The following is an 18,540-nucleotide window of genomic DNA, read 5'->3' as shown; positions in this document are numbered from 1 at the left end:
ATTATTTCGATACTAGAAAGAATTGAGGCGCCAATAATGAAAAAAAGTGAATATCATCTTGGAGTATTATCAGCAGGCTTTTCTTATTTAATTTGGGGGCTATTACCGATTTATTGGAAACTACTTGGCAAAGTAAGTTCTGATGAAATATTGGCTAATCGGGTGGTCTGGTCTTTTTTCTTTATGCTCGTCCTCTTAGTTCTTTCTAAGAAAATGGGAAGCTTAAGAGAGACATTTATGCAGCTTTGGCAAAATAAGAAACAATTATTTTCATTAATATTAGCTTCTATTCTTATTTCGGGGAATTGGTTTATTTACATTTGGGCTGTAAATAATAACCATATGATTGAGGCAAGTCTTGGTTATTATATAAACCCTTTAGTAAGTGTAATACTAGGGATGCTCATTTTAAAAGAAAAGATGACACTCATACAATATGTATCTTTTCTAATGGCAGCTATTGGAGTTCTTGTGTTAACCCTTTCATATGGTAGCTTCCCGTGGGTATCGTTAAGTCTAGCATTATCTTTCGGTTTATATGGACTTGCAAAGAAAATGATTAAAGTTGATTCTGCAATTGGATTAACTCTTGAGACGATGTTTGTTACTCCCATTGGGCTCCTATATATGGCCTATTTATTTGCGCAAGGGAACCATTCCTTTTTGACAATCTCATTTGGAACCGATCTTCTGCTAATAGGTGCAGGTGTTGCAACAGCTACGCCTTTACTTTATTTTGCGAAGGGAGCGCAAAGGATTCCGTTATCTACATTAGGATTTTTACAATATATTGCTCCAACTATTTCTCTTCTTTTAGGAGTTTTCGTTTACGGAGAACATTTTTCAAAGTCACATTTATTGGCATTTGTATTCATCTGGACGGCATTAACGATTTATTCTTTATCCAAAACCAAGCTATTTGACAGCCATTTAAAACGAAAAAAAGAATTATCTGTATAGAAAAAAGAGCCAGCTGGCTCTTTTTTTTGGTGTCCCACCGATTCTACAAATATGTTCTCTTCACCTTTTCCCAGAAAGAATTATCCTTTAATTTCACCGTTTTTATTCTACTTTCACTTAACTTTACTTCGATTTTTTCTACATGTTGGATGCTTAATGCTTCATTGTCCATTCCCATTGTGGGGTGTTCATTGCCTTCTTGTACGACCTTTAAGATTAATCTACGTTCACCACTCAAGATGAATGAGGCACCTAATGTACGGTAGTGATTATTATTTACAGAAGCAAGTTCACTCACCTGCATACAAGGTAACATCGGGTCTACGACAGAACCGTTCACTGATTTATTATAAGCTGTACTTCCAGTTGGTGTAGCGACAATCATTCCGTCCCCACGAAATGTTTCAAAATGAAGTTGATCGATAAATACATCCATCACAAATGTCTTAATAATCGCGGAGCGAATACTAAATTCATTTAAACAACGGAAGGTAAATTGGTCATCAATCGTTACATCAATTGTTGGATAACGCCGAACTTCAATTTGTTCACGTGTCATCGAATTAATCATTTTTGATATATCATCTATGTAAAAATCACAATACATGCTAAGTTTCCCCGAGACGGATATTCCTGCGTATAAGCAATCTTCACGGAAACCAGTTTTTCGAACTGCTTGTAGAAATGTCCCATCTCCACCAATACTAATGATTATATTGGCTTCACGAAAGTCTTTTACAATCGTAAAACCATATCGATTTGCTAAATCATATAATGGTTCAACTTTATTTAACATTGATGCATCCATAGTGTGGTAAAAATATACATTACGACGATTAGCCATAATTGATTCCTCCAATCATAAAATTAGTCTTTCCATATTTTTACCCATATTCTATTGCTTTACAAAAAAAATGATGGTTGAATTAAGTTTAGCATGTTTTAAAAACTTTTTTACAAGTTATCCGTACATAATAGTGAATGTTATATGACAAGGAGGAGTAAATATGAACGGTAAACGATGGGCTGCTTTAGGAATTGCAGCTGGATTATTTGTTTTTTCGATCATCATTAATTTGTTGTCATCTTTTGCATTTAATGATTTTAACAAAAACTTTAGTGAAATATTTGCAGCTAGTGAGGAAAAGTTTACAGAGGAAATTATCGATAAAGGCAATGATTTGAATAAAATAGCAGTTTTAGATGTGGAAGGGGTTATTCAAGATACAGGTGGAGATGTGAGTTCTCTATTCGCTAGCCCAGGATATAATCATCGTTCCTTTTTAGAAAAATTAGATCAAGTAAAAGAAGATGATAAGGTTAAAGGGATTATTATCCGTGTAAATTCTCCGGGTGGAGGAGTTGTAGAAAGTGCGGAAATCCATGACAAAATAATTGAAATTGAAAAGGAAACCAAAAAGCCAGTTTACATATCAATGGGTTCGATGGCAGCTTCAGGAGGTTATTATATTTCTGCTCCTGCTAATAAAATTTACGCGAGTCCAGAAACTCTCACAGGCTCACTTGGAGTCATCATGCATGGAATGAATTATGAAGGACTAGCAAAAAAATACGGAGTTGATTTTGTTACAATAAAAAGCGGTCCATATAAAGATATTATGAGCGCAACTCGAAAGATGACAGAGGAAGAAAGAAATATTCTTCAAACCATGATTAATAATTCTTACGAAGGCTTTGTGAAGGTCATTTCAGAAGGAAGAAATATTCCCACAGCGAAGGTCAAGGAAATAGCCGATGGACGAATTTATGATGGACGTCAAGCGAAAGATTTAAATTTAATCGATGGTTTTGGCTATTTTAGCGATGTAGTTGATGTGATGAAAAAAGATTTAAAAATAAACGATGCACAAGTGATACGCTATACTGAAAATTTTGGGTTTGGTTCCTTATTTAGTATGAGTGCAAGAAAAGTGATGGGTGAAGATTTTGAAATGGCTGGATTGATGAAATTTTTATCCCAAACTAATTCACCAAGACTCATGTATTTATACGCTGAATAAGGGAGGGGATTAGAATGGATATGAATCAACAAACAGGTGAGATGTATGATAACCAAGAGCTGGAATTGAAATCTGAAATAGATTTCGATAAAGGTGAGAAAAACTTTAGTAGCCAAAGTGAAAAGGTACGGTTCGCGGGGGTTTGGATGCGATTTTGGGCGTATTTACTTGATTTGATTGTAGTTGGAAGTATCGATCGTCTTATTGTTAAACCGGTTTTTCGGATATTGGATATCCCAATATGGGAGTCTGATTTATTTGCACCCATAACAATCGCTACAGCCATCACATTCTATGTTTATTTTGTTTTAATGACAAAATTCTTCCAGCAAACACTAGGTAAAATGGTTTTTGGGTTAAAAGTAGTTGGACTAGAGGAAGAAAAACTTTCTTGGAAAACAATCCTTTTTAGAGAATGGATTGGTCGTTTTATCTCATCGACTATTATTATAGGTTATATCATCATTGGATTTTTACCAAAGAAACAAGGATTACACGATATATTTTCCGATACGAGTGTGGTTCATGAGTCATAAGGTGAAACTCAATCAGTGGGGAGGCTTCATCCCCCACTGATTGTTAGTTGAACCAATCACGCTCAAGTCAAGGCACGTCCTGTGCCTTCGCCTGACTAGGACATCCTGTGCCTTCGCCTGACTAGGACATCCTGTCCGTCGTCGGGCTTTTACGGCAGTTATCTCCCACTAGGATATCTAGTTTTCACTAAATACCTTGAGGTGGGGGGATTACTGCTTTGTTAATGCGCAATAATAGAAAAAATAAACCTATCAACTTTTGGTTGATAGGTTTATTTTTTTCCAAAAAGTAGATAATAAAAGGCTGAAAGGTTGTGTATGTCAAAATGATATGGCTTGTTGTCGCTCTTATTATCCTTTTTATTCTGATTGTTGTAATCATTTGGACAAAATTAACGATTATTCTAGATTATTATCATGGTAATGATAATGACCACTTAAAGGTTGAGGTTAAAATATGGTTTGGCTTGATTAAATATAAAAAGGAAATTCCGATGATTAAAATTGATGACAATACCCCGTCGATTGTGTTTAAAGAAAAAACAAAGGTAGGCCAAGATGAAAAAACATCGAGCGAAGGTGTTACACAAATTAAAAAAGACGATATTCGGAGAATTTTTAGAAATGCAAGAAAGCTACTACAACATGTCGTGAAATTACATGCGATTTCCCGCGATTTCTTGAGTAAAGTAAGTGTAAAACAATTTGAATGGCATTCGGTAATAGGGGTTGGAGATGCAGCCTATACAGGAATGTTTACAGGTGCCGTATGGGCAATCAAAGGAAGTATGGTAGGAATGATTAGTCATTATATGAAACTAAAAGAGATGCCCAAAATGACAGTAATGCCAAACTTTCAAAAGGCAGTATCACAAACTAGATTAAAATGTATTTTTCAATTTCGAATCGGGCAAGCTATGTTGGCAGGATTAAAATTGATTAAATTTTGGAAGGGTGGTCTTCCGAATTTTGAATCAAAAAAACAAACCGTTTTATCAAAAGAACAAGGATAATCCGTATATAAGAGGAGGAAACGTCTATGTCTGATCATCCAATTCAAGGTCTAATGACAACTGCAATGGAAAGTTTAAAAGAAATGATTGATGTAAACACTATTATTGGAGATCCTGTTGAAACACCAGATGGAAGTGTTATTTTGACTGTATCAAAGGTTGGATTTGGCTTTGCTGCAGGTGGAAGTGAATTTGTACTTGATAGCGGTGGTGGGTCCTCACAGGGGCAAAGTCAAGGCCAAGGTCAAAGTCAAAAACAGCATCCTTTTGGTGGAGGTAGCGGTGGAGGAGTATCGATTACACCAATTGCATTCTTAATCGTTAATTCACAAGGAGTAAAGATGCTACATCTTGATGAGAGTACGCATCTATTAGAAAAAATACTTGATTTGGCGCCTCAAGCGGTAGAAAAGGTTCAGCAAATGTTTTCAAAGAAAAACAATGAGCAAAATAATAGTAACCAACAATCATATACAACTCCCAAACAAGAGCTTGATATTTAATTGTAAACAGGTTAACCATCCAAATATGGGGGTTAACTTTTTTCTTGAGATTTTTTCAGATTAATTTTTTGCAAAATGAATGGTGAAAGTTTATGATTTAGATTGTACATACGAAATTAGGAGGATGAAATAAATGGCAAATGTTACTTTCAAAGGGAATCCAATTACATTACCTGCTACTGAAGTAAAAGTAGGGGATAAAGCACCAGATTTCAAGGTTTTAGCAAATGATTTATCGGTTGTGACTTTAGAAAATTCGAAAGGTCAAGTACGTTTAATTGCTTCAGTGCCTTCGATCGATACTGGAGTTTGTGATGCAGAAGTTCGTAGATTTAATGAAGCTGCTTCTCAGCTTGATAACGTTAAGATCTTAACGATTAGTAATGATCTACCTTTCGCTCAAAAACGTTGGTGTGGAGCTAGCGGAATTGAAAATGTACAAACATTATCAGATCACCGTGACCTTTCATTCGGAGAAGCTTACGGCGTAGCAATCAAAGAACTTCGCTTATTAGCACGCGCGGTATTTGTGGTGGATTCTTCAGATACAGTTACTTATGTAGAATATGTTCCTGAAGCAACAGACCATCCTAACTATGAAGCGGCAATTGAAGCTGCTAAACAAGCAAAGTAAGATAATGGGGGCCTCGAAAATCGGGGTCTTTTATTTTTCAAACGATATGGGGTGGACGAAAGTCATGAAAATTTCTCCAGTAGAAAAACTATTTACACTATTTAATGAAACGGCCATTGTCCTACAAGAAGAACTATTTAGTACTTACTTAGACGCTTTAGCTGAGACAGGTGAGAATATTTTTGAAGGAGCGATTCTTCAAGATGGACTAAGTGAACTTGCTTTAAAAAGATTAGAAAAAAAGTATTCCGAAATTCAGCTCGATGGTTATACAAACGAAGAAATTCGTAAGGCATTTCAGCTCGTTATTTTAAAAGGAATGAAAGAAAGTGCCCAGCCAAACCATCAAATGACACCTGACTCAGTGGGTATCTTAATTGGTTATCTCGTCCAAAAATTCATGAAAGACGGGGTAAAGAGTATTTTGGATCCTGCGGTTGGAACGGGAAATCTATTAACCGCTGTACTAAATAATCAATTAACACAAGAAACATCTGCAATTGGGATTGATGTAGATGATTTATTAATTAAACTAGCCTATGTAAATGCAAATCTGCAAAGGCATCCTGTACAGTTTTTTAACCAAGATAGTTTGGAACCGTTGTTGGTTGATCCAGTTGATGTGGTTGTAAGTGATTTACCTGTTGGCTACTATCCGAACGATCTTCGTGCCCAAGACTATGTATTAAAAGCTGCGGAAGGGCACTCATATGCTCACCATCTCTTAATTGAACAAAGTGTGAAACATGTAAAGCCTGGGGGATATTTATTCTTTATCGTTCCAAATGGATTATTTGAAAGTGAAGAAGCTCCAAGATTAAGAGAATTTCTGAAAGAGAAAGTAATTATTCAAGGGTTCATGCAGCTGCCGTTAAATATGTTTAATAATAAGCAGTCGGCAAAGAGCATTTTAATCCTTCAGAAAAAAGGAGAGAATGTTGAGCCTCCTAAAGAAGTGTTACTTGTAAGCTTGCCTAGCTTATCGAGTGCTCAAGCAATGGAAAAAATATTAACACAAATCCAATCATGGATTAGTGAAAATAAGTAGAATGATTTTGAACAGATCTTACTTAGTGAGGTCTGTTTTTTTGTTTTAATTATGTACATTCTTTTACAAGTGATTATATTTACTGGAATAGGTTGTAATGTAGGTGATACAGTAATGAAAAGGTGAATTGAGAATCTGTAACAGGAAAGAATACAAAGAGATGCTTCGTTTTATACATAAGTGTGACTTAAGGAGTGAAAATGAATGGCAAAAATTATTGCTATCAATGCAGGTAGTTCGTCGTTGAAATTCCAATTGTTTGAAATGCCAAATGAAGATGTGATTACAAATGGAATTGTTGAGCGGATTGGTTTACCAGATTCCATTTTTACGATCTCAGTAAACGGTGAAAAAATGAAAGAGACGACTGATATTCCCAATCATGATGTTGCAGTTAGTATGCTACTGGATAAGTTAACCAACTTAGGAATTATTCGATCATTGGACGAAATTGAGGGAATTGGACATCGTGTCGTACATGGAGGTGAAATCTTCACAGATTCTGTTTTGCTCACAGATGAAGTATTAGAACAAATCGAGGAACTTTCTGATTTAGCCCCTTTACACAATCCCGCGAACATTACTGGGATTAAGGCGTTTAAGCAAGTACTCCCATCCGTTCCTGCAGCTGCTGTGTTTGATACTGCTTTTCATCAAACAATGCCAGAGAATGCCTATTTATATAGCTTACCTTATGAATATTATAAAAAATATGGAATCCGAAAGTACGGATTCCATGGAACATCGCATAAGTATGTATCTGAAAGAGCGGCACATATGCTAGGAAGGCCCCTCAAACAAATTAGACTAATCTCCTGTCATTTAGGAAATGGGGCAAGCATAGCAGCGATTGAAGGTGGAAAATCCATTGATACATCGATGGGGTTTACACCATTAGCTGGTGTTACAATGGGGACTCGTTCTGGCAATATTGACCCAGCACTCATTCCGTACATAATGGAGAAAACAGGTTTTACCGCGGATCAAGTATTGGATGTATTAAACAAGAAAAGCGGGATGTTAGGGGTTTCAGGCTTATCAAGTGATTTGCGAGACATCGAGGAATTAGCATCACAAGGAAATCATCGTGCAGAATTAGCTCTTGAAGTGTTTGCAAGTCGTATCCATAAATATATTGGTTCCTATGCTGCCAGAATGTGTGGGGTAGATGCTATTATTTTCACAGCGGGAATTGGAGAAAACAGCGATGTGATTCGGGCTCGTGTTTTAAAAGGACTTGAGTTTATGGGCGTGTATTGGGATCCAACATTAAATAAAACCAGGGGAAATGAGCGGTTTATCAACTACCCACATTCCCCGGTAAAAGTAATGGTTATTCCGACGAATGAAGAGGTTATGATTGCTCGTGACGTGGTTAGATTGTCTAAATAAATTTTTAAGGCAGGGAACATCCTTGCCTTTTTTCCATATCGGATTAAAGAAACATGAGCCTATATGCTATACTATGGTAAATAGTGTTATTTCTAGGAGGGTGGATCATCATGCTATGGACAGAAAGGGATCAAAAATTGAAGAATGAATTAATGGAATGGGAAAATAAGTTATTTGACTATCAACCGAATGACTTCGAATTAACCTATGAGAAATACATAGAAAGAGCATTTTCCTTACTTCCAGACGATATTCAAACTCAATTTTTTTCTTTGTTAGATGAATGGTTATTCCATTTGCATGCATTCATCCAAGGTTCTCAATTTCAAATGGATGCGAAGGAACGTATCCTTTCATTTGGACGGATTTTTAACCCTCAAATTGAGACGATTACAGATTTAAGAGAACTAGAAATCGATCAATTAACCTATATTGTTCGGCAGCAAGTTTCAAGACATCGATTATATTCCTTTGTTCAAGGAGGGCTTTCTGGGACTGGGGGGACGATGCTTTTAGGTGCGGATTTACCCGCAATGGCTGTCATTAATTTGAGAGCCGTACAATTAATCGCGATGTCCTTTGGCTATGAAGTAAATACGCCTTTTGAAATGATGACTTCATTGAAGGTATTTCATATTGCCTCTTTGCCACCACGTTTACAAATGGCTGGTTGGCAGGAGCTAAAATCAGAATTAAATGATGCGCATGAATATTTTTTTGAAGGAAATGAAAAATTAACCGATGTTTCTTGGGTAGAGCAGCCAATTAAGCAACTGTTTAAAGGCTTAGCTATTCTAGCGTTCCGTAGAAAGCTGTTGAAGGGAATTCCATTCGTTAGTATCGCGATAGGGGCTGGTTCCAATTATTATTTAACAAAAAAGGTAACGGATTTTGCTCAGCATTACTATCAAATGAGATATTTACTTAATAAACAGGAGAATGATCTATTTTAATGAAGAGGTATGAAAAATGAGTTTACAAGAACATAAGAAGACGGCACCATCCAGTGTACGCTGTAAAATTATCACAGTGAGTGATACTCGTACTAAGGAAACGGATAAGAGTGGAATGCTCATGAAAGAAATGCTTGAGAAGTCAGGGCATATTATGATAGATTATCAAATTGTAAAAGATGAGGGAGAGGCAATTAAAACCGCTGTATTAAATGGCTGCCTTCGCGAAGAAATTGATGTGGTGTTAACTAATGGCGGAACGGGAATTGCAAAGCGAGATGTAACTATTGAGACGGTCCGCGAGCTTTTTGAAAAAGAAATAAGTGGCTTTGGTGAATTATTTAGATTCCTAAGCTATCAAGAAGACATAGGATCAGCAGCAATTCTTTCAAGAGCAATTGCAGGAGTGATCCATAATACAGCTGTATTCTCTACTCCAGGATCAACTGGGGCTGTTCGATTGGCGATGAATAAATTAATTCTTCCTGAGTTAGGGCATGTCGTAAAAGAATTAAAGAAAGATATATAAATTAAAAAAAGGTTTGGCGATATTTGCCAAACCTTTTAAAGTAGTGATAAACATTATAAATGAGCTTTACCAGATAAATCTTGATTCGTACGATACCAAAGCCATAGATCATTAATGATAGAGGCTAATTCTGCAATTTCGCTGTTTAGTTGACAAGATTTCAAAAAGTTACTTTCGTCTGAAAGTGCGTTTTGTTTCTCATTTATATTTTTTTCTAAATAAGCAATCCGATCCGGAATTGCCCCTCTTATTTTTTCCCATTGAAATAAAATGAGTTCCTGTGTTTCTTTATTAAAATTATCCCAATCATTAATTAAATGTGGAATATTAATCCCAAGTCTAGGATCAAATTGAAAAAAATTCATTTTTTTAACTACCTCCAACTAAGGTTCTGTTCCTAGTTTACTACAATTTTCTGTTTGGTTGTTATAGAAACAAATCAAAAAGCTTGGAGAATTCTCCAAGCTTGTCATTACTCCTCATCTTTTTCCGTACGAACAATTAAAACATCACAAGGGGCGTATCGTACAATATTTTCTGAAACACTACCCATAAAGAATCGCTCTACCATATTTAATCCAGTTGCACCGCAGATGATTAAATCTACATGATAGGTTTTAGCTAAATCTTTAGGAATGATAACTTTTGGAGAACCATAGTCAATTTTGTATGTGACATCGGTGATTCCGGCTGCAATAGCTTGTTCCTTATATCCCTCCATTAACTCTCCCGCATAACGATCAGCTCTATCAGCGATAGTAGCATCGTACACTTCAACCGTTGAAAACGTTCTTGTGTCAACAATATGAGCTAATATAAGCTTCGCATTGTTTCTCTTTGCAATTTCAATTGATTTCTTAAAAGCCCATTCAGCTTCTTTTGATCCATCAACAGCAACTAAAATATTTTTGTAAGTGATCGTCATGTTTACCACTCCTATTAATCATGTTCTATACTTTAAATTATACAAAATATAACAATGAATATCTGTGGCGAATTTTCGAAAAATATATAAGAAGTTATTAAAGAAGGGAGAAATTCAGCTTGAAAAAACGTGAATCTAATGAACAAAATAATTTGTTCTACGAAGAAGAGGGGACAAGCCAAGTGACAGAGCAGATTATGAATGCATATAATAGTGGCTTTGTTGGCGAACAGGATCAAGATTATAATAAGGTTGAAGGGCAAACTGAACTTTAATATGTTGAAAAACAGGCTGGAATTTAAAATCAACAGCCTGTTTTTCTATCATCCTCACAGAAGATGTATAATTTCAACATGAAAACATGGTTTGATACTATTTATTTAGTACGATGTTTGGTAAAATGTAAGTGTTTGCATAGGATATGTAACAAAATAATTAAAATATATTAGGAGGTATGCATTGTGCGTATTGGGGTACCTAAAGAGATAAAAAATAATGAAAATCGTGTGGCGATGACTCCAGCTGGTGTTGTAAACCTAACAAAGTTTGGACATGAAGTATTTATTGAAACAGGTGCTGGACTAGGTTCAGGATTTACTGACGAAGATTATTTCACTGCCGGTGGAAAAATTGTTGAAACAGCTGAAGAAGCATGGTCAATGGAAATGGTCATGAAAGTTAAAGAACCACTTCCAAGTGAATATACATATTTCCGTGAGGGATTAATTTTATTTACATATTTACACCTTGCTCCAGAGCCTGAATTAACAAAAGCTTTAATTGATAATAAAGTAGTTGGAATTGCATACGAAACGGTGCAAACAGCGAATGGAGCTCTTCCATTATTAACACCAATGAGTGAAGTAGCAGGAAGAATGTCAGCTCAAATTGGTGCCCAATTCTTAGAAAAAGTTCATGGTGGACAAGGAATCCTTCTATCTGGAGTCCCTGGCGTTCAACGTGGAACAGTTACCATCATCGGTGGTGGAGTTGCTGGAACGAATGCAGCTAAAATGGCAATCGGTCTAGGTGCGAAAGTAACAATTATTGACTTAAGCCCAGAACGACTTCGTCAATTAGATGATATTTTTGGATCTGATGTGACAACTTTAATGTCTAATCCTTATAATATTGCTGAAGCGGTAAAAGAATCTGATTTAGTCATCGGTGCCGTTTTAATTCCTGGTGCTAAAGCACCGAAGCTTGTAACGGAAGAAATGATTAAATCGATGAAGCCTGGTTCTGTAGTCGTTGATATTGCGATTGACCAAGGTGGAATCTTTGAAACAACGGATCGTATTACAACACATGATAACCCAACTTATACAAAACATGGGGTTGTTCACTATGCTGTAGCTAATATGCCAGGAGCAGTACCACGTACGTCAACGATGGCACTAACAAATGTAACAGTACCATATGCCGTTCAAATTGCTAATAAAGGCTATAAGCAAGCTGCTCTTGATAACGAAGCTCTTTTAAAAGGAATCAATACTTTAGAAGGTTTTGTAACGTACAAAGCTGTTGCTGAAGGGCTGAACCTTGAACATAAAGATACAAAAACATTATTAGAGCAACACTAATATGTAAAGAAAACCGAGGGATTTTCCCTCGGTTTTTATTTATAAGATAAGTATAACATTTTCGGACTTCGAAAAATGTCCAGCGCAAGCGTCCTAGCCCCGACGTACAGGATGTACTAGTGTCGACAATGCGACAGGACGTCGCGCCATTGTCGACCTCGAGGTCAAATGTTCGTCAGCCAAAAAGTCAAAGAACCACATCTCGGCAGGCGAAGCATTTGCTTGTCGGGGCTAATCAAGGCGTCCCGCGCTTTTATTATACCGTCACAAGTTCTTTCGGGAACTTTGTTAATATTTCGATTCCATTGCTAGTAACGTATACATCATCCTCGATCCGAACACCTGCTACATTAGGTACATAAATTCCTGGTTCGATGGTGAAAACCATTCCTTCTTCTAATAGTAGCGAATTGGTTTCTGTTAAGGATGGGAACTCGTGTACACTAATACCTAAGCCATGTCCAAGGCGGTGGGGGAAGAATTCGCCGTAGCCAGCGTCACGGATAATATTTCTAGCAGCTAAATCAACTTCCGCACAGGTTTTACCTGGTTTACTAGCTTCTAACGCTGCTAACTGACCTTTAAGCACCGTGTGATAGATCTCCTTTTGCTTTTCATTGATTTCACCATAAGCCACTGTTCTCGTTATATCTGAACAATATCCATCAACGACGACGCCTAAGTCAAAGAGGACCAAGTCACCTTTTTGAATTTTCGTCATTCCTGGTGTACCGTGTGGAGAGGCGGCATTTGCTCCTGTTAAAACCATAGTTGAGAAAGACATTTCATTAACGCCTTTTTTCTTTAAGGCGAACTCAATAGCAGCAAGCACGTCTAATTCCGTTTTACCCTCTTTAATTTCTTGTACCCCAATTTCAATTGCATAATCAGCGAGTGTACAAGCCTCACGTAATTTCTTTAATTCGAACTCATCTTTCACTAGGCGAAGAGTTCGTACTTTTTCCTCAGCAGAATAAAATTGTGCCTGCGGAAATAGATTTGTAATTGCTTCATAGCGTTCTACATTCATATGTTCTTTTTCAATGGCTACCTTACTTGGTGAAATATTTCTCTTAGCGATAGTAGCCTGAACGAGTTCCCAAGGGCGGTCAATATCACTGTGGCCAATGATTTCACCTTGCCATCCAGCTCTTTTTGCATCCTCTATTTCCATAGCTGGACAAATTAAGAATGGCTCTTCATCTTGAAAGATTGCTATACCTAATAGGCGTTCATGAGGATCACTTAAAAATCCACTAAAATAAAAAACATTGTCTGGAGAAGTAATGAAGGTAAGTTGTATATCAGATTCCTTCATCCAATTGGAAACTTTCTGAATTCTTTCGTTCATACTTAAGCCCCCCTCTAAAATTAAAAGAACTTTACTTATTGAGATTAGCAAGTCTCGGTCAAAAAGTAAAATTATAAAGGTTGAATTTATTGGTATATTTCTTTTTCATGAAGGAAAAGATGAACTTTTGTGGAAAATAGACTTTAACAATTAATAGGAGGTTTGAAAGATGAGAGTATCATATCATGGACATTCTGTTGTAATGGTCGAAACGAGCGGAAAAACAATATTAATTGACCCTTTTATTACAGGAAATAGCTTAACAGATTTAAAGGTGGATGAGGTAAAACCAGATATCATTATTTTAACGCATGGCCATAATGATCATGTTGGGGATACCGCAGAGTTAGCAAAGAAAAATAATTCGCTTGTTATTGCTGTACATGAACTTGCTGTTTTTTTAAGCTGGCAAGGTGTCAATGTTCATGGAATGTCAATAGGTGGCGCTTATGAGTTTGATTTTGGCAAAGTTAAACTTACCCCAGCTTTCCATGGAAGTAGTTATACGACGGAGAATAAAGAGATCATCTATTGTGGAATGCCCGCAGGAATTTTATTAACAGTTGAAGGTAAAACCATTTATCACGCTGGGGATACTGCTTTATTCTCAGATATGAAATTAATCGGTGATCGGCATCCAATCGATCTTGCTTTTTTACCGATAGGTGACAACTTTACGATGGGGCCAGAGGATGCAGCATATGCGGCAAAATTATTAAAAGCTAATAAAATTGTTCCAATCCATTACAATACATTTCCTCCTATCAAGCAGGATCCACAAAAATTTATTGAATTACTAGAAGATCAAAATGGAGTCATACTTCAAGCTGGAGAACATTTGGAGATTTAAACGACCAATCAATTACTCACTCAATTATTTCCGTTGCATTCTTATTTCTACAAAACCTGCATACATATGAAACAAGCTATGAAAAGAGGAGGAATAAGTATGAAGAAAAATCGGTATATATTATGTCTATTATTAGGTGGGCTGTTATTGTATTATGCTGTTCCTAGATTTTCAATTTTTTCTGAAGGGGCAGAAGGAATCTTTACTATAAGCTGGTTAATCCTTGCCTTGCTTGTTATTGCAGGAAATTTAACAGCTATTTTGTATTCGCCTAAACGAATAAAATCAAAAGGTAATCTTAGAAAAACAGAAAAAAGAGTACAATATGGAGATTAATAATGATAAATAATAAGAGTATAGAGGAATAACATTGAATCGAGCCATATGTTCACTTTATAATAAAGATACCAAATTTTAAGCAGGTGGACGTATGGCGACAAAGCACGAACAAATTCTTCAATACATTGATTCACTTCCAGTCGGGGAAAAAATATCCGTTCGCCAAATTGCAAAAGCGATGTCTGTAAGTGAAGGAACCGCATATCGCGCAATCAAAGAGGCGGAAAATAAAGGTTATGTTAGTACCATCGAACGTGTAGGAACCATTCGCATAGAACGGAAAAAGAAAGAAAATATTGAAAAGCTCACCTATGCTGAAATTGTCAATATTATTGACGGACAAGTAGTGGGCGGAAGAACGGGACTACATAAAACTTTAAATAAGTTTGTCATTGGCGCGATGCAGCTAGATGCGATGATGCGTTATACAGAAGCAGGAAATCTATTAATCGTAGGAAATCGAACGAAAGCACACGAGTATGCTCTAAAGGCAGGAGCTGCAGTGTTAATCACTGGTGGATTTGATACAGATGATCATGTTAAGAAATTAGCTGATGAACTACAATTACCGATTATCTCGAGTAGTTATGACACCTTTACAGTTGCAACGATGATTAATAGAGCCATATACGACCAATTGATTAAAAAAGAAATTGTTCTTGTTGAGGACATTCTTACTCCACTAGATGAAACGATTTATTTAAAATTAAATGATACAGCTTCATCTTGGCATAAATTTAATCGCGAATCCAAGCATAGTCGTTTCCCTGTCGTTGATCAAAATCGGAAAATCCAGGGAATGGTTACTTCAAAAGATATACTTGGGCAAGACGAGTTAACCCATATTGATAAAATAATGACGAAGCACCCAATGACTGTTAGTGGAAAAACAAGTGTTGCTTCTGCAGCTCACATGATGGTATGGGAAGGAATTGAAGTACTACCGGTTGTCGATGATTCCAATCGATTAGAAGGGATAATTAGTCGACAAGATGTTTTGAAAGCACTTCAGATGATTCAAAGGCAACCCCAAGTGGGAGAAACGATTGATGATACAGTCACAAGCCAGCTTGTTTTAATTAGTGGAAAAGCAAAAGGTGAGGAAGTTTATCAATGTGAAGTCACGCCGCAAATGACCAATTATCTTGGGACGATTTCTTATGGTGTGTTTACTACCATTGTAACGGAAGCGGCCAATCGCGTGTTACGTACATACAAAAAAGGCGATCTAGTTGTTGAAAATATGACGATCTATTTTATAAAACCAGTACAAATTGATAGCATGTTAGAAATTTATCCGAAAGTGCTAGAAGTGGGTCGTAAATTTGGAAAAGTAGATGTGGAGGTTTTCTACGAAGGGACACTAGTCGGTAAAGCGATGATGATGTGTCAATTAATTGATCGGAATTAATAAGAAAAGCGGAAGCGCACTTGTAAGCCCCGACAAGCAAATGCTTCGCCACCAAGAAAGTCGTTCTTTGACTTTTTGGGTGGCAAACATTTGACCTCGAGGTCGACAAGGGCGCGACGTCCTGTCGCATTGTCGACACTAGTACATCCTGTACGTCGGGGCTAGGCCGCTTGCGCCGGACATTATTCGAAGTCGAAAAAAGTTTGCTTTTATTATTTTCCTTCTGCTTCCTCTATCGCAAGTGGAAGAAAATGTTTATAAGCTTTCCAACCTGTCCAAATGCTTGAAACACCCATGACAATAAAGATTGCAGCAACGATGTAGGTTACAGTCGTATGGAAAAGAAACAGTTGATTTACTCCAAACAAGGCAACAAATAGTCCCAGTGCCATACTAGATTTGGCTGAAATCCATCTTCTTTCATATGGTTGTTTGCTCCGAACATATTTTACTTTATAAAAAATATAAAATACGAAAGAAATGACAATAAAAGCTACTAAAAAAGGCATTTGAAATCTCCTCCAACAAAAAAATCGATAGTCATGTATATTTTAACGATAATGTAACGGAATTGCTACCACAATAAAGATTCTACTCTATAAAAAGGAGAATTTCCATGAAAGAGCAAATTTTAGAAGCTATCAGGCAGTATGAAACGATTATCGTCCATCGACATGTAAGACCAGATCCAGACGCCTACGGTTCACAATGTGGGTTGGTAGAAATATTGAAGACTTCTTTTCCTAATAAAAATATTTATGCAGTAGGAAAAGAGGACAAATCATTGCACTATATGAGTCGATTGGATGAAATTTCTGATGAAATGTTCCAAGGGGCTTTAATCATTGTATGTGATACGGCTAATGAAGAGAGAATTTGTGATAATCGCTATAAGCTAGGCGACAAGCTAATTAAAATAGATCACCATCCGAATGAGGATCCGTATGGTGATCTATTATGGGTAGATACGGCAGCAAGTTCTGTCAGTGAAATGATATACGAATTTTATTTATTTGGCAGTGACAAAGGGTTAAAAATGACTGATGAAGCTGCACGTTTATTATTCGCAGGAATTGTAGGGGACACAGGGAGATTTTTATTTCCAAGTACAGCAGAAAAAACATTTAAATATGCGGGAGAATTAATTCATTATAATTTCTCTCGACCTGAATTATTTGACAGAATGTATGAATTAGATTCAAATGTCGTTAAATTAAACGGTTATATTTTACAAAATTTTAAAGTTCGTCCAAGTGGTGCAGCTTCCATGGTCCTTTCGAAAGAGATATTAAATAGATTTGAAGTGGAGCCTTCCGAAGCATCACTACTTGTTGGAACTCTTGGAAATGTAAAGGGAATATTAGCATGGGTGTTTTTTATAGAGGAAGAGGATCAAATTCGCGTTCGACTTCGTTCAAAAGGACCTGTAATTAACGGAATTGCTCGAAACTATAAAGGTGGTGGCCACCCTTTGGCTGCTGGGGCATCCATTTACCAATGGGAACAAGCGGAAGACGTACTAAAGGAAATGGACGAAGTTTGTTTAAATAAATAAAGAGAAGGCCACCTTGGTCTTCTCTTAATTTTCTAAATGAATGTCTAGTTGAATATTTAAAGTGGTATAGATATAAACTTCTTTTACTTCAAGACGGTATCTTTTCCCATTTATTTTAACGACTTTATTTTCGATGACTTTTTTTAATAAATCCCGGCTTTTATAAACAGTCTCCAAATCCTTTGCGAGCATAATATTTAAATCCTCTTTTACGCTTTCCTCTACTTGATAAACACTAAATAAATCTAATCTATATTTCTCAGCATTACGTATTTTCATTTTAATTGATTGGATGGTCATTTTTTCTTGGTTCTTTTTATTTAATGCTTGGAATTCTGCCTGCCATATTAATTTTTCGGTTTTATAATCTTTAATATTTTCTTCTTGCTCATGAATGAGCTTTGTCTGCTTCTCTTGCCAAACCCCATAAATGAAAACAAAGATGCTCCAGCTAACGATCCCGCCTACTGCCATCCCTGTGAAAAATCGGCGCCATCTTTTCCAAATCTGCCAGGTTGGAATTCTCATAATGTTGTATGCTCCTGTGTGAGCCACAGAATAAGTTTTGCTCCTGTTTGCGCCCCTCCTAGTGCGGAAAGAATTAACAGAAATTGTTTGAAGAGATCCTTTGTTCCTCCTTCAAATAAACCCTTTTCAAAGCTATATACAGTATCAAAGGTTCCGCCGATAGCGGCAACAATAGCCCAAATTCTTAAAGCCGAGGAATAACGTGAAATGGCTGTTAAAGGAGGTTGTCCCGTTAAAAAGGCTGCAAGTCCGCCAAGGAGCGCCCCCCCTAAAATGACTCCTAATGCAATAAAGTAGCTTTCAAAAAGAGATGGAAAGAAGCCGATTTCTTTCATTACATATCACCTGTCCTAATTTAGCATTGATACATCTTATGGAAAAAAAGATCAGTTTATGTTTTAGAATAGAA

23 protein-coding genes are annotated in these 18,540 nt (G+C 36.6%); 16 read left to right on the top strand and 7 right to left on the bottom strand.

Features of this window, described 5'->3' with window-relative positions; all coding sequences use genetic code 11:
• The first annotated feature begins 36 nt into the window (after positions 1-36).
• Positions 37-960 (top strand): EamA family transporter RarD, encoded by a 924-nt coding sequence (rarD, locus tag ACFSO7_RS20490; RefSeq protein ID WP_377879248.1) that lies wholly within the window; start codon positions 37-39, stop codon positions 958-960.
• Between the two features lie 43 nt (positions 961-1,003).
• On the opposite strand, the gene ACFSO7_RS20485 is transcribed toward rarD, so the two are convergent.
• Positions 1,004-1,804 carry an NAD kinase gene (locus ACFSO7_RS20485; RefSeq protein ID WP_377879247.1) on the bottom strand — a complete coding sequence of 267 codons (801 nt, stop codon included), beginning with the start codon at positions 1,802-1,804 and terminating at the stop codon, positions 1,004-1,006.
• A 163-nt stretch (positions 1,805-1,967) separates the two neighbouring features.
• Between ACFSO7_RS20485 and sppA the strand changes: the two genes are divergently transcribed.
• From sppA to ACFSO7_RS20440, 9 genes are all read left to right on the top strand, one after another.
• The gene (sppA, locus tag ACFSO7_RS20480) at positions 1,968-2,981 is read left to right on the top strand and encodes a signal peptide peptidase SppA (protein ID WP_377879246.1); all 1,014 of its coding nucleotides are present in this window, start codon (positions 1,968-1,970) and stop codon (positions 2,979-2,981) included.
• A gap of 146 nt (positions 2,982-3,127) precedes the next feature.
• A complete protein-coding gene (locus ACFSO7_RS20475) occupies positions 3,128-3,517 on the top strand; it encodes an RDD family protein (protein WP_377879495.1) in 390 nt (129 codons plus the stop codon).
• A 326-nt stretch (positions 3,518-3,843) separates the two neighbouring features.
• Entirely contained in the window at positions 3,844-4,530 is a 687-nt protein-coding gene (locus tag ACFSO7_RS20470) for a DUF2953 domain-containing protein (RefSeq protein ID WP_377879245.1), read from the top strand.
• 26 nt (positions 4,531-4,556) lie between these two features.
• Positions 4,557-5,033: a GerW family sporulation protein gene (gene ytfJ / locus ACFSO7_RS20465; protein ID WP_377879244.1), complete on the top strand. Its 477-nt coding sequence runs from the start codon at positions 4,557-4,559 to the stop codon at positions 5,031-5,033.
• A gap of 133 nt (positions 5,034-5,166) precedes the next feature.
• A complete protein-coding gene (gene tpx, locus ACFSO7_RS20460; RefSeq protein ID WP_377879243.1) occupies positions 5,167-5,667 on the top strand; it encodes a thiol peroxidase in 501 nt (166 codons plus the stop codon).
• A 64-nt stretch (positions 5,668-5,731) separates the two neighbouring features.
• Positions 5,732-6,715 carry a class I SAM-dependent methyltransferase gene (locus ACFSO7_RS20455; RefSeq protein WP_377879242.1) on the top strand — a complete coding sequence of 328 codons (984 nt, stop codon included), beginning with the start codon at positions 5,732-5,734 and terminating at the stop codon, positions 6,713-6,715.
• 204 nt (positions 6,716-6,919) lie between these two features.
• Positions 6,920-8,107, top strand: coding sequence for an acetate kinase (locus ACFSO7_RS20450; protein WP_377879241.1), 1,188 nt, complete (start codon positions 6,920-6,922; stop codon positions 8,105-8,107).
• A gap of 110 nt (positions 8,108-8,217) precedes the next feature.
• Positions 8,218-9,060 carry an EcsC family protein gene (locus ACFSO7_RS20445; protein ID WP_377879240.1) on the top strand — a complete coding sequence of 281 codons (843 nt, stop codon included), beginning with the start codon at positions 8,218-8,220 and terminating at the stop codon, positions 9,058-9,060.
• A 16-nt stretch (positions 9,061-9,076) separates the two neighbouring features.
• Positions 9,077-9,589, top strand: a complete 513-nt coding sequence (locus tag ACFSO7_RS20440) for a MogA/MoaB family molybdenum cofactor biosynthesis protein (protein ID WP_377879238.1) — start codon at positions 9,077-9,079, stop codon at positions 9,587-9,589.
• A 53-nt stretch (positions 9,590-9,642) separates the two neighbouring features.
• Here the strand turns inward: ACFSO7_RS20440 and ACFSO7_RS20435 are convergent, their stop codons facing one another.
• Positions 9,643-9,954, bottom strand: coding sequence for a hypothetical protein (locus ACFSO7_RS20435; protein ID WP_377879237.1), 312 nt, complete (start codon positions 9,952-9,954; stop codon positions 9,643-9,645).
• A 107-nt stretch (positions 9,955-10,061) separates the two neighbouring features.
• Positions 10,062-10,514 carry a universal stress protein gene (locus tag ACFSO7_RS20430; RefSeq protein ID WP_377879236.1) on the bottom strand — a complete coding sequence of 151 codons (453 nt, stop codon included), beginning with the start codon at positions 10,512-10,514 and terminating at the stop codon, positions 10,062-10,064.
• A 119-nt stretch (positions 10,515-10,633) separates the two neighbouring features.
• Between ACFSO7_RS20430 and ACFSO7_RS20425 the strand changes: the two genes are divergently transcribed.
• Together ACFSO7_RS20425 and ald are read left to right on the top strand one after the other, a co-directional pair.
• Positions 10,634-10,789 (top strand): hypothetical protein, encoded by a 156-nt coding sequence (locus ACFSO7_RS20425; protein WP_377879235.1) that lies wholly within the window; start codon positions 10,634-10,636, stop codon positions 10,787-10,789.
• Between the two features lie 186 nt (positions 10,790-10,975).
• Positions 10,976-12,097, top strand: a complete 1,122-nt coding sequence (gene ald, locus ACFSO7_RS20420) for an alanine dehydrogenase (RefSeq protein WP_377879234.1) — start codon at positions 10,976-10,978, stop codon at positions 12,095-12,097.
• 256 nt (positions 12,098-12,353) lie between these two features.
• On the opposite strand, the gene ACFSO7_RS20415 is transcribed toward ald, so the two are convergent.
• Positions 12,354-13,448, bottom strand: coding sequence for a M24 family metallopeptidase (locus ACFSO7_RS20415; RefSeq protein WP_377879233.1), 1,095 nt, complete (start codon positions 13,446-13,448; stop codon positions 12,354-12,356).
• Between the two features lie 169 nt (positions 13,449-13,617).
• On the opposite strand from ACFSO7_RS20415, the gene ACFSO7_RS20410 reads away from it, so the two are divergent.
• The 3 genes from ACFSO7_RS20410 to ACFSO7_RS20400 all read left to right on the top strand — a co-directional run bounded on the left by ACFSO7_RS20410 (position 13,618) and on the right by ACFSO7_RS20400 (position 16,048).
• Positions 13,618-14,298 (top strand): metal-dependent hydrolase, encoded by a 681-nt coding sequence (locus ACFSO7_RS20410; protein ID WP_377879232.1) that lies wholly within the window; start codon positions 13,618-13,620, stop codon positions 14,296-14,298.
• 99 nt (positions 14,299-14,397) lie between these two features.
• Positions 14,398-14,634: a hypothetical protein gene (locus ACFSO7_RS20405; RefSeq protein WP_377879231.1), complete on the top strand. Its 237-nt coding sequence runs from the start codon at positions 14,398-14,400 to the stop codon at positions 14,632-14,634.
• Positions 14,635-14,728: 94 nt separating this feature from the next.
• The gene (locus ACFSO7_RS20400; RefSeq protein ID WP_377879230.1) at positions 14,729-16,048 is read left to right on the top strand and encodes a DRTGG domain-containing protein; all 1,320 of its coding nucleotides are present in this window, start codon (positions 14,729-14,731) and stop codon (positions 16,046-16,048) included.
• A gap of 212 nt (positions 16,049-16,260) precedes the next feature.
• Here the strand turns inward: ACFSO7_RS20400 and ACFSO7_RS20395 are convergent, their stop codons facing one another.
• The gene (locus tag ACFSO7_RS20395; protein ID WP_377879229.1) at positions 16,261-16,557 is read right to left on the bottom strand and encodes a YtpI family protein; all 297 of its coding nucleotides are present in this window, start codon (positions 16,555-16,557) and stop codon (positions 16,261-16,263) included.
• 107 nt (positions 16,558-16,664) lie between these two features.
• Here ACFSO7_RS20395 and ACFSO7_RS20390 point away from each other — a divergent pair, with 107 nt between their 5' ends.
• A complete protein-coding gene (locus ACFSO7_RS20390; RefSeq protein WP_377879228.1) occupies positions 16,665-17,603 on the top strand; it encodes a DHH family phosphoesterase in 939 nt (312 codons plus the stop codon).
• A 24-nt stretch (positions 17,604-17,627) separates the two neighbouring features.
• Here ACFSO7_RS20390 and ytrI read toward each other — a convergent pair whose 3' ends face one another.
• Both ytrI and ytrH read right to left on the bottom strand, forming a co-directional pair.
• The gene (gene ytrI, locus ACFSO7_RS20385) at positions 17,628-18,131 is read right to left on the bottom strand and encodes a sporulation membrane protein YtrI (protein ID WP_377879227.1); all 504 of its coding nucleotides are present in this window, start codon (positions 18,129-18,131) and stop codon (positions 17,628-17,630) included.
• The gene (gene ytrH / locus ACFSO7_RS20380; RefSeq protein WP_377879226.1) at positions 18,128-18,466 is read right to left on the bottom strand and encodes a sporulation membrane protein YtrH; all 339 of its coding nucleotides are present in this window, start codon (positions 18,464-18,466) and stop codon (positions 18,128-18,130) included. The genes ytrI and ytrH overlap by 4 nt, the downstream gene beginning before the upstream one ends.
• Positions 18,467-18,540: the final 74 nt, after the last annotated feature.

It is taken from the genome of Bacillus sp. CGMCC 1.16607, assembly GCF_042683745.1.
In the GTDB taxonomy this organism is placed as follows: Bacteria; Bacillota; Bacilli; order Bacillales; family Cytobacillaceae; genus Pseudoneobacillus.
The sequence above is the reverse complement of the archived record's forward strand: the minus strand, read 5'-3'. Positions and strand labels throughout refer to the sequence as shown.

Excerpts from the sequence above, each read along its gene's own strand:
- ACFSO7_RS20430 (WP_377879236.1), bottom strand. The coding sequence starts at position 10,514 with ATGACGATCACTTACAAAAATATTTTAGTTGCTGTTGATGGATCAAAA.
- ACFSO7_RS20405 (WP_377879231.1), top strand. The coding sequence starts at position 14,398 with ATGAAGAAAAATCGGTATATATTATGTCTATTATTAGGTGGGCTGTTA.
- ACFSO7_RS20435 (WP_377879237.1), bottom strand. The coding sequence starts at position 9,954 with ATGAATTTTTTTCAATTTGATCCTAGACTTGGGATTAATATTCCACAT.
- ACFSO7_RS20450 (WP_377879241.1), top strand. The coding sequence starts at position 6,920 with ATGGCAAAAATTATTGCTATCAATGCAGGTAGTTCGTCGTTGAAATTC.
- ACFSO7_RS20440 (WP_377879238.1), top strand. The coding sequence starts at position 9,077 with ATGAGTTTACAAGAACATAAGAAGACGGCACCATCCAGTGTACGCTGT.
- sppA (WP_377879246.1), top strand. The coding sequence starts at position 1,968 with ATGAACGGTAAACGATGGGCTGCTTTAGGAATTGCAGCTGGATTATTT.
- ACFSO7_RS20455 (WP_377879242.1), top strand. The coding sequence starts at position 5,732 with ATGAAAATTTCTCCAGTAGAAAAACTATTTACACTATTTAATGAAACG.
- ACFSO7_RS20400 (WP_377879230.1), top strand. The coding sequence starts at position 14,729 with ATGGCGACAAAGCACGAACAAATTCTTCAATACATTGATTCACTTCCA.
- ytrH (WP_377879226.1), bottom strand. The coding sequence starts at position 18,466 with ATGAAAGAAATCGGCTTCTTTCCATCTCTTTTTGAAAGCTACTTTATT.
- ytrI (WP_377879227.1), bottom strand. The coding sequence starts at position 18,131 with ATGAGAATTCCAACCTGGCAGATTTGGAAAAGATGGCGCCGATTTTTC.
- ACFSO7_RS20390 (WP_377879228.1), top strand. The coding sequence starts at position 16,665 with ATGAAAGAGCAAATTTTAGAAGCTATCAGGCAGTATGAAACGATTATC.
- ACFSO7_RS20485 (WP_377879247.1), bottom strand. The coding sequence starts at position 1,804 with ATGGCTAATCGTCGTAATGTATATTTTTACCACACTATGGATGCATCA.
- ytfJ (WP_377879244.1), top strand. The coding sequence starts at position 4,557 with ATGTCTGATCATCCAATTCAAGGTCTAATGACAACTGCAATGGAAAGT.
- ACFSO7_RS20415 (WP_377879233.1), bottom strand. The coding sequence starts at position 13,448 with ATGAACGAAAGAATTCAGAAAGTTTCCAATTGGATGAAGGAATCTGAT.
- ACFSO7_RS20410 (WP_377879232.1), top strand. The coding sequence starts at position 13,618 with ATGAGAGTATCATATCATGGACATTCTGTTGTAATGGTCGAAACGAGC.
- ACFSO7_RS20475 (WP_377879495.1), top strand. The coding sequence starts at position 3,128 with ATGCGATTTTGGGCGTATTTACTTGATTTGATTGTAGTTGGAAGTATC.
- tpx (WP_377879243.1), top strand. The coding sequence starts at position 5,167 with ATGGCAAATGTTACTTTCAAAGGGAATCCAATTACATTACCTGCTACT.
- ACFSO7_RS20445 (WP_377879240.1), top strand. The coding sequence starts at position 8,218 with ATGCTATGGACAGAAAGGGATCAAAAATTGAAGAATGAATTAATGGAA.
- ACFSO7_RS20395 (WP_377879229.1), bottom strand. The coding sequence starts at position 16,557 with ATGCCTTTTTTAGTAGCTTTTATTGTCATTTCTTTCGTATTTTATATT.
- rarD (WP_377879248.1), top strand. The coding sequence starts at position 37 with ATGAAAAAAAGTGAATATCATCTTGGAGTATTATCAGCAGGCTTTTCT.
- ACFSO7_RS20470 (WP_377879245.1), top strand. The coding sequence starts at position 3,844 with ATGATATGGCTTGTTGTCGCTCTTATTATCCTTTTTATTCTGATTGTT.